The 1,150-nt window shown below is 71.0% G+C and carries 1 protein-coding gene and 1 pseudogene; both read left to right on the top strand.

The features are described 5' to 3' along the window. The first annotated feature begins 20 nt into the window (after positions 1–20). Entirely contained in the window at positions 21–758 is a 738-nt protein-coding gene (locus tag G6016_RS06825; RefSeq protein WP_182631923.1) for a YggS family pyridoxal phosphate-dependent enzyme, read from the top strand. Between the two features lie 74 nt (positions 759–832). Then, positions 833–1,150: pseudogene (locus G6016_RS06820) on the top strand (cell division protein SepF); the annotation flags it as partial.

The raw sequence follows: 1,150 nt of genomic DNA, 5'->3' as shown, positions 1-1,150 counted from the left end.
CGGACAGTTGGCAGGCGGCCGTGACAGATCTACGCATGGACGAACTGGCGGCAGGATTGTCCACCACCCGAGAGCGACTCGACGCCGCCTGTGCGGCGGCGGGCAGGACGACGGATGAGGTCGACCTCGTCGTCGTCACAAAATTCCACCCCGTCGACGACGTGATCCGCCTCGCGCGCCTCGGGGTGCGCGACGTGGGGGAGAACCGCGTCCAGGAGGCGGCGGCCAAGGTCGCGGACCTGGAGGCGGCCGAGCCCGACCTCGCCGCGGCGATCCGGTGGAACATGGTCGGCAACATCCAGTCCAACAAGGCCACCGCGGTGGCGGGCTGGGCCGACAAGGTCCACTCCGTGCACTCGGTCAAGGTCGCGAACGGCCTCGATCGGGGGCGCGCCAGACGCGCGGAAGAGCGCGGCGACACCGACGCGGCACCACTGCCCGTACTCCTGCAGCTCAGCCTCGACGCCGACACCTCGCGCGGTGGGGTGGCTCGCAAGGACCTTCCCGCCCTGGCCGACCACGTGGCGGGACTCGAGAACCTCACCCTCGCGGGGCTGATGGTGGTACCCCCACTCGAAGGGGAGGCGGCCGAACACTTCGCCGACGCCGCGCAGGTCGCCGACGAATTCCGGCGTGCGCACCCCGGCGCGGTCGAGTTCTCCGCCGGCATGTCCGGCGACATCGAGGCGGCGATCGCGGCGGGTTCGACCTGCGTGCGTGTCGGAACGGCCATTATGGGCCCGCGCCCAGTAGTTTGAGTCCCAACCTCGTGGGAGGCGTCTCCCACGACGCCTAGCCCGCGACGACCCCGTTACCAGGAAGGTCCCGGAAGATGAGCGCAATCGCCCGGTTCAAGGAGTACTTCGGAATGGCGCCCGTCGCGGCGTACGAGGACGAGTACCTGGACGACTACGATCGCCCCGTTCACCACGATCCGCGGTCGCCCCGCGCACTGCCCGAAATGGACGACCTGGCACCGGTCGGCCGTGATCGTCGGGATGACTACGGCTACGCCGCCGACCGCTACGCCGAGGAGCCCGTCCGGGCCCACCTCGACGAGATCGACCCGATGGAGGAGCGTCTCGGGGCCCCGCGCCGCGCGGTCGCCGACGAGCCCGCCCCGCGCCCCCGTCGCTACCACGCCGCCGAG

The sequence above is a fragment of the Dietzia aerolata genome (assembly GCF_014144865.1).
Classification (GTDB): Bacteria; Actinomycetota; Actinomycetes; order Mycobacteriales; family Mycobacteriaceae; genus Dietzia; species Dietzia aerolata.
Note: the sequence above shows the minus strand (reverse complement) of the source record. Positions and strands in the feature narration are given on the sequence as shown.